We start from the raw sequence: 6,689 nt of genomic DNA, 5'->3' as shown, positions 1-6,689 counted from the left end.
TCGATATTGTCGTCATGGGCCTCTTCGAGCACATCACCGTGGCGGATCGCCAGGCCTTCGCTATGGGCGCGGCGCAGCGCGAATTTGCTATTGTCCGTGATCAGGACATCGATATTGAGAGATTTCAGCATTTTGCCCAGAGCAATCGACCAGCGATTGGCACCGGCGATCAAAACACCTTCGCCTTTCCCTTCCGAAATTCCCAGTCGCTCGGCGACCCATGAGGCGGAAAAGCCATGCGCAAAAATCGTTGCTATAACGACGGCAAAGCTGAGCGGAACCAGCGCTTCGGCTCCCGGAAAGCCATGATCGACGAGGCGAATCGCAAACAGACCGGTGATCGCGACCGCGACGATACCGCGCGGCGCGATCCAGGCGATAAACAAGCGCTCGCGCCACGGCACCGAACTGAACAGCAGCGCGACCAGCACCGACACGGGTCGCACCACGAACAGCAGCAATATCAGGAAAATGACAAATTGCGGGCGGAATTGCTGCACCGTTTCCCAGTCCAGCGTCGCGGAAAGAATGATGAAGACGCCGGAAATCAGCAGCACCGCCAGATCTTCCTTGAACCGGTAGAGCGCCTGGCTGGAATAGATTTGCCGGTTGGCCATGACGATGCCCATCACCGTAACCGTGATCAATCCGGTTTCATGCTTGATCAGATCGGCGATGACGAAACCGGCGATCACCGTCACCAGCAGAAAGGGTGCCTTCAGATATTCCGGAACCAGCCCTCTGGGAAACAGCCAGGTGACCGCAAAGCCAAGCCCTGCGCCGATCAATCCAGCAACAAAGCTTGCGGCAAGCACATCCATGCTGATCACGGCGATATTGGCATTGGCGCCTTCGTAAGTGATATAAGCATAGATGCCGACGGCAAGCAGCGCGCCAATCGGATCGTTGACAATGCCTTCCCATTTCAGAATGTTGCGAACCCGCGACGGCACGCGCAGCGTGCGCAGCATCGGACCAACCACGGTAGGACCGGTGACGATCATGATGCCGCCGAGCAAAGCTGATATTTCCCAGGACAGGCCGGCGCCATAATGCGCCGCACCGGTGCCCAGCGCCCAGGCAATCGGCCCGGCAATAAACACCATCGCCAATACTGCGCCGCCCGCCTGTCTCAGTTCGCGGAAGTTCAGGCTTAGTCCGCCTTCAAACAGGATGACCGCGACCGCCAGTTTGATGATCGGTTCCTGCAGCGCGCCGAAATCGCGTGCGGGATCGATGATGCCGAGCACTGGTCCGGCGATAATGCCGACAATCAGCATCAGGGCAATGGCCGGACGACCGGTCCGCCAGGCAATCCATTGCGCGCCGATCCCGAGCAGGCCGATCAGCGCAATTTTCACCATTAGAGAGTCAACTATTTCCATGATCTTTCCTTGGCGGCTTTTCCGGGCTTATGCAAAAAAACTTTCTCAAATTTGTGGTTCAGCAATTGCCGAAATGGTCGATCGCTTCTTCAATAACGCGATAAATGGCGGCAAGTTCCTCCAGAGTGATGCAATATGGTGGCATGATGTAGATCGTATTGCCCAGCGGCCGAAGCAATATGTTGCGATTCCGGAAAAAGCCCAGAAGTTGCGGGCCCAGATCGGACATATAGTCGCCCGCATCATCGTCGATTTCCAAGGCCAATATCGTCCCGCACTGGCGCAATCCGCTGATGTTCGATTTTTGCTTCAGCCTGTCTGCAAAGGCTTGATGCGAGGCGATGATGCCGTCGATCCGCTGCTGAACCGGCTCGTCGCGCCAGATAGCGAGATTGGCATTGGCCGCCGCGCAGGCAATCGGATTGGCGGTAAAGCTGCTCGAGTGGAAAAACATCTGCGCGCGATCTTTTGAAAAATGCGCCTGATAAATGGCATCTGTGGCAGCGGTCACCGCCAGTGGAATGACGCCGCCGGTCAGCCCCTTGGCCATGCACAATATATCCGGCTCGACGCACCCCTGTTCGCAGGCAAAGACGGTGCCGGTGCGACCCCAGCCGGTCATCACTTCGTCGGCAATGAACAGGACATCATGCGCGCGGCAGATTGCCACCATCTCTGCCAATATTGCCGGACTGTAAGTTTTCATGCCGCCCGCGCCGAGAATCAGCGGCTCGACGATCAGCGCCGCCGGCGGATTCTCGCTATCTTTGCAAAAGGCCGCGAGCTGGTCGAGCGTTTGCTGTTCGGCGCCGGCTTCCGGGAAGGCTATGGTGCCGACGTCAAACAAAAGCGGGGCATAAGCCTGATTGAACACGCCGCGGGCGCCGACCGACATCGCCCCGATCGTATCGCCGTGATAGCTATGTTCCATGACCAGGATTTTCTGGCGCGCTTCGCCGCGATTATGCCAATAGCCCAGCGCCATTTTCAGCGCCACTTCGACTGCCGTCGAACCGCTGTCAGAAAAGAAAATATGCTCGAGCGATTCGGGCAGAAAATCCGCCAGTCCCGTGGCCAGTTCGCGGGCCGGTTCGTGCGTCCAGCCAGCAAAGATGATCTGGTCCAGCCGGGCGCTTTGATCCTGAATCGCGGCGACGATCCTGGGATGGCAATGGCCATGGGTCTGCACCCACCAGCTCGATATCGCGTCTATGATCCTGGTGCCGTCCGCTTGATAGAGGGACGCGCCCTCGGCCCGCGCGATTTCCGGGATCGGTTCGCCGAGGCCATGTTGGGTGAACGGATGCCAGATATTGATGCTCATGATGCGAAGTCCGCAATGTTGAAATGCGACTCAAAGGCCGCTGCCAGCGATTCTGGCGAAAGCTGGTCGATCCACGGCAGTCGCCCGAGATGGCGTACAGTGCCGATCCGGCAGATGGTCTGCTCGCTATCGCTATTTTCCGGGCCGATAAAAGCCATGCCGTGAATGATCACGCCGCGGCTGCGCAAAGCCTCGATCGTCAACAGACTGTGATTGATCGTTCCCAGCCTGGTAGAGGCGACGATAATCACCGGCAGCGCCCAATCGGCAAAGAGATCGGCAAATAGCAATTCCGGATTGACCGGGACCAGCGCGCCGCCTGCGCCTTCGATGATCAGCGGGCCATCGACCTGCGGAATGACAAAATCGCGCCGGTCGATGGCAATGCCCTCCTGCGCCGCCGAAAAATGCGGCGAGGCGGGAATCTGCAGCCGGAAGCGTTCGGGCAATATCCGGGCAGGATCGACGCCGCCGATCCGCGCGACGGTCTCGCTGTCGGTTCCGTCCGCCAGCCCGGCCTGAACCGGTTTCCAGTAGCTGGCACCCAGGGCTGCGGTCAGCGCGGCGGCAAAAACGCTTTTGCCGATATCGGTATCGGTGCCGGTGATGACAAATCTCGTGCTCATGCCGCCTCTGCCAGTGTCAGTGCCTCGCGCAATGCGGCGGATAGGTCCCGAATATCGTCCTGCGTCACATTCAGGGTCAGCGAAAGGCGCAGGCGGGCGGTTCCGGCCGGCACTGTCGGCGGGCGAATCGCCCGGACATCAAACCCCTGGCCCTGCAGCCTTTGCGCCACGGCCACGGCCAGCCGGTCTTCGCCGAGAATCACCGGAAATATCTGGCTATCCTGTCCGTCGCTGAGGCGCAGGTCCGCAAAACAGCTTCGGGCAAGGGCGATATGATTCGCGAGTCCGGCCTGCAGTGACGGGTTATCGGCGATATGGGCGATCGCCTGCTGGGCCAGATGCGCGGTTAGCGGGCTGGGCGCGGTGGAAAAGATCAAGGGCCGAGCGCGATTGATGAAAAATTCGCGCAGGATTTTCGCCATGGTCAGCAACCCGCCTTCGCCGCCCAGCGCCTTGCCGCAGGTGCGCAGGATGATGACATTTTCCCGTCGGCCAATATCGCCGGACAGGCCAGTGCCGCCTTCGCCGAAGATTCCCACCGCATGGGCCTCGTCGATCACCAGCATCGCATCATGCGCATCGGCGATCTGCGCAAGATCGGCCAGCGGCGCCCGGTCGCCATCCATGCTGTACAGGCTCTCGACCGCGATCCAGACGGTGCCGGTGCCGCCGGACGCGCGCCAGGTCTCAATTGCCTGTTCGAGCGCGTTGCAATCATTGTGCGGGAAGGCTCTGAACCCGGCGCGGCCCAGCTTCATGCCGTCATGAACGCTGGCGTGGATAAGCGCATCATGCAGCACGAGATCGCCGGTCTGCGGCAGGGTCGCGAACAGCGCCGTGTTCGCGGCAAAGCCGGAGCCGAAGAACAGGCTGGCTTCTGCGCCATAATGGGCGGCGGCAAAATCCTCGAGCGCTTCATGTTCCGGATGATTGCCGCCAAGCAGCCGCGATCCGCCCGATCCGTGCGCAATGCCATTGGCGATGGCGGTCTGCGCCACCTCTTTCAGGAACGGACTGCGGGCCAGCCCGAGATAATCATTGGAAGAAAAATCCTTGCCGGTGGGAACGGACAGTTGTCGCTTGCGTCCTGCCTTTTCCAGCGCAGCAAGCTGGTCGCGATAGGGTTTGAATCGATCCATCACCCGGCCGTTAGCAGTCACTGGCCGGTGCTGGCCAGAGGCAATGCAAACTGCCGGTCATCGATCTTTTCTGTCACCCTGTCGGCAAAGGGCAGCGGGAAGCGTACCGGCTTTTCCTTGAGGCCGATGATCGCCTCTGCCGGTCCGCCGACGCAGGCTTCGATCGCCGGATCATGTGCCGCCATGCCGCCGGTCAGCGACCCAAAAGCGGGCAGGATCAGATGATTGCGGCCGCGGACGAAGCAGCGCCGCGAAACATGGCGGCCGCGCACCGCAATGCGGATTTTTGGATGATAATGGCCCGATATTTCCGGCAGGTGGCTGTTCGCTGTGGCCTCATGACGGAGCGCCAGACCCTCGCCGGTCCATTCGTCGACCACCGAACCACCCCACCGTCCGGCGACATCGCGGTCATGATTGCCGGTGATCCAGATCCACTCCAGCGCGGCCGTCATCGCCGTGAGTTGCCTTGCTGCTTCCGGTTCCAGCCGCGCTTCACCGCCGCCATCATGATAATTGTCACCGAGGCAGAAGACCGTCGTCGCACCCGTTATAGCGACCAGATCGGCCAGCTCTTCAAGCGTCGCCTGACTGTCATAAGGCGGCAGCATCTGACCCTGCCGCGCGTAAAAGCTGGCCTTTTCCAGATGCAGATCGGCGACCAGCAGGGCATTTTTCGCTGGCCAATAGAGCGCGGCCGGAGCCACGATATCAAAGCGGTGATGGGCGAACAGAAGGGGAACCATGGCGCCGCTATGCGATGAACATTCGCATGATGCAAGCCGCCGGGTTGGAATTTCCGGAACAACCACCCTATATGCGCTGCCATGACCGAATCTCTATCTCCCGTAAAAGTCGCCGCGCTCTATCATTTTGCCGTCGTTGACGATCCCGCCGCCCTGCGTCTGCAAGTGCTTGCGCTATGTGAAGAGCATGGCCTCAAGGGCACGATTCTGCTGGCCCACGAAGGAATCAACGGCACCATTGCCGGTGCGCCGGACGCGATTGATGCGGTGATTGTCGGGCTGCGGTCGCTGCCGCGATTCGCCGATCTCGAGGTTAAATATTCCGAGGCCAGCGCGATGCCGTTTCTGCGGATGAAGGTCCGGCTGAAGAAGGAGATCGTGTCGATGGGCGTCGAGGGTGTCGATGCTGCGACCGAAAAGGGCACCTATGTCGACCCGGCCGACTGGAACGCCCTGATCGCCGACCCCGACACGATCGTGATCGACACGCGCAACGCCTATGAAGTGGCGATCGGCAGCTTTTCCGGGGCGATCAATCCCAATACCGAATCCTTCCGCGACTTCCCCGCATGGTTTGACGACTTTTCCGAACAATTGCGGCAGGATCCGGAGAAGGCACCGAAAATCGCGATGTTCTGCACCGGCGGCATCCGCTGCGAAAAGGCAACCGCCTATGTCAAGGCGCAGGGCTTTGACGATGTCCAGCATCTCAAGGGCGGCATATTGAAATATCTCGAACATGTGCCCGAAACCGACAGCCTCTGGCAGGGCGACTGTTTCCTGTTCGACCAGAGAGTCGCCGTCGGCCACGGGCTGGTCGAAGCCGACTATGGCCAATGCTATGCCTGCCGGATGCCGCTGAACGCTGCTGACCGCGCCTCGCCCGATTATGTGGCCGGCGAAGCCTGCCCGCATTGCATCGACCAGCGGACCGACGAACAGCGCGCGCGCTATCGCGAACGCCAGCGCCAGGTCGACAAAGCCGCCGCCGAGGGCAGGCAGCATCTCGGCACCGAATGACCGCCATGACCGAAATGCCGGTCCTCTACAGTTTCCGGCGCTGCCCCTATGCGATGCGCGCAAGAATGGCGCTGCTGGTCAGCGAGACCCCGGTCCGCCTGCGCGAGGTCGTGCTGCGCGACAAGCCCGAAGAAATGATCGCCGCCTCGCCCAAGGCCACGGTTCCGGTGCTGATATTGCCAGACGGACAGGTGATTGATGAAAGTCTGGCGATCATGCACTGGACGCTGGGTCGCAACGACCCGCAAAACTGGCGGCAGGGAAGCGCTGCCGAAACGGAATTGATCGCCGAAGCCGATGGTCCGTTCAAAGATAATCTCGACCGTTATAAATATCCTGTCCGCTACGACGATGTCGACCCGCTGGACCATCGTGCCGGGGGACTGGTCTTTCTCGAGAAACTCGATGGTCTGATTCAGGAATCGGGGCAACTGATGGGAGCGAAGCCT

The 6,689-nt window shown here is 60.3% G+C and carries 7 protein-coding genes; 2 read left to right on the top strand and 5 right to left on the bottom strand.

The genetic code is table 11. The annotated features are described in order from the left end of the window. From V7665_RS05925 to pdeM, 5 genes are all read right to left on the bottom strand, one after another. Nucleotides 1–1,385 (bottom strand): cation:proton antiporter (locus V7665_RS05925; protein ID WP_335663615.1); only part of this gene is annotated, 1,385 nt, incomplete at its 3' end. 58 nt (nucleotides 1,386–1,443) lie between these two features. Then, nucleotides 1,444–2,709 carry an adenosylmethionine--8-amino-7-oxononanoate transaminase gene (locus tag V7665_RS05920; protein ID WP_335663614.1) on the bottom strand — a complete coding sequence of 422 codons (1,266 nt, stop codon included), beginning with the start codon at nucleotides 2,707–2,709 and terminating at the stop codon, nucleotides 1,444–1,446. Next, the gene (gene bioD, locus V7665_RS05915) at nucleotides 2,706–3,335 is read right to left on the bottom strand and encodes a dethiobiotin synthase (protein ID WP_335663613.1); all 630 of its coding nucleotides are present in this window, start codon (nucleotides 3,333–3,335) and stop codon (nucleotides 2,706–2,708) included. The genes V7665_RS05920 and bioD overlap by 4 nt, the downstream gene beginning before the upstream one ends. Further along, complete coding sequence (locus V7665_RS05910; protein WP_335663612.1) at nucleotides 3,332–4,474, bottom strand: 8-amino-7-oxononanoate synthase; 1,143 nt, start codon at nucleotides 4,472–4,474, stop codon at nucleotides 3,332–3,334. Before V7665_RS05910 ends, bioD begins: the two co-directional genes overlap by 4 nt. A gap of 17 nt (nucleotides 4,475–4,491) precedes the next feature. Beyond that, nucleotides 4,492–5,220, bottom strand: coding sequence for a ligase-associated DNA damage response endonuclease PdeM (pdeM, locus tag V7665_RS05905; protein ID WP_335663611.1), 729 nt, complete (start codon nucleotides 5,218–5,220; stop codon nucleotides 4,492–4,494). 81 nt (nucleotides 5,221–5,301) lie between these two features. On the opposite strand from pdeM, the gene trhO reads away from it, so the two are divergent. Both trhO and V7665_RS05895 read left to right on the top strand, forming a co-directional pair. Further along, entirely contained in the window at nucleotides 5,302–6,240 is a 939-nt protein-coding gene (trhO, locus tag V7665_RS05900; protein WP_335663610.1) for an oxygen-dependent tRNA uridine(34) hydroxylase TrhO, read from the top strand. 5 nt (nucleotides 6,241–6,245) lie between these two features. Next, on the top strand, nucleotides 6,246–6,689 hold a 444-nt coding region (locus tag V7665_RS05895; protein WP_335663609.1), incomplete at its 3' end, for a glutathione S-transferase N-terminal domain-containing protein.

This window comes from Parasphingorhabdus sp., assembly GCF_036964675.1.
GTDB lineage: Bacteria > Pseudomonadota > Alphaproteobacteria > Sphingomonadales > Sphingomonadaceae > Parasphingorhabdus.
The sequence above is the reverse complement of the archived record's forward strand: the minus strand, read 5'-3'. Positions and strand labels throughout refer to the sequence as shown.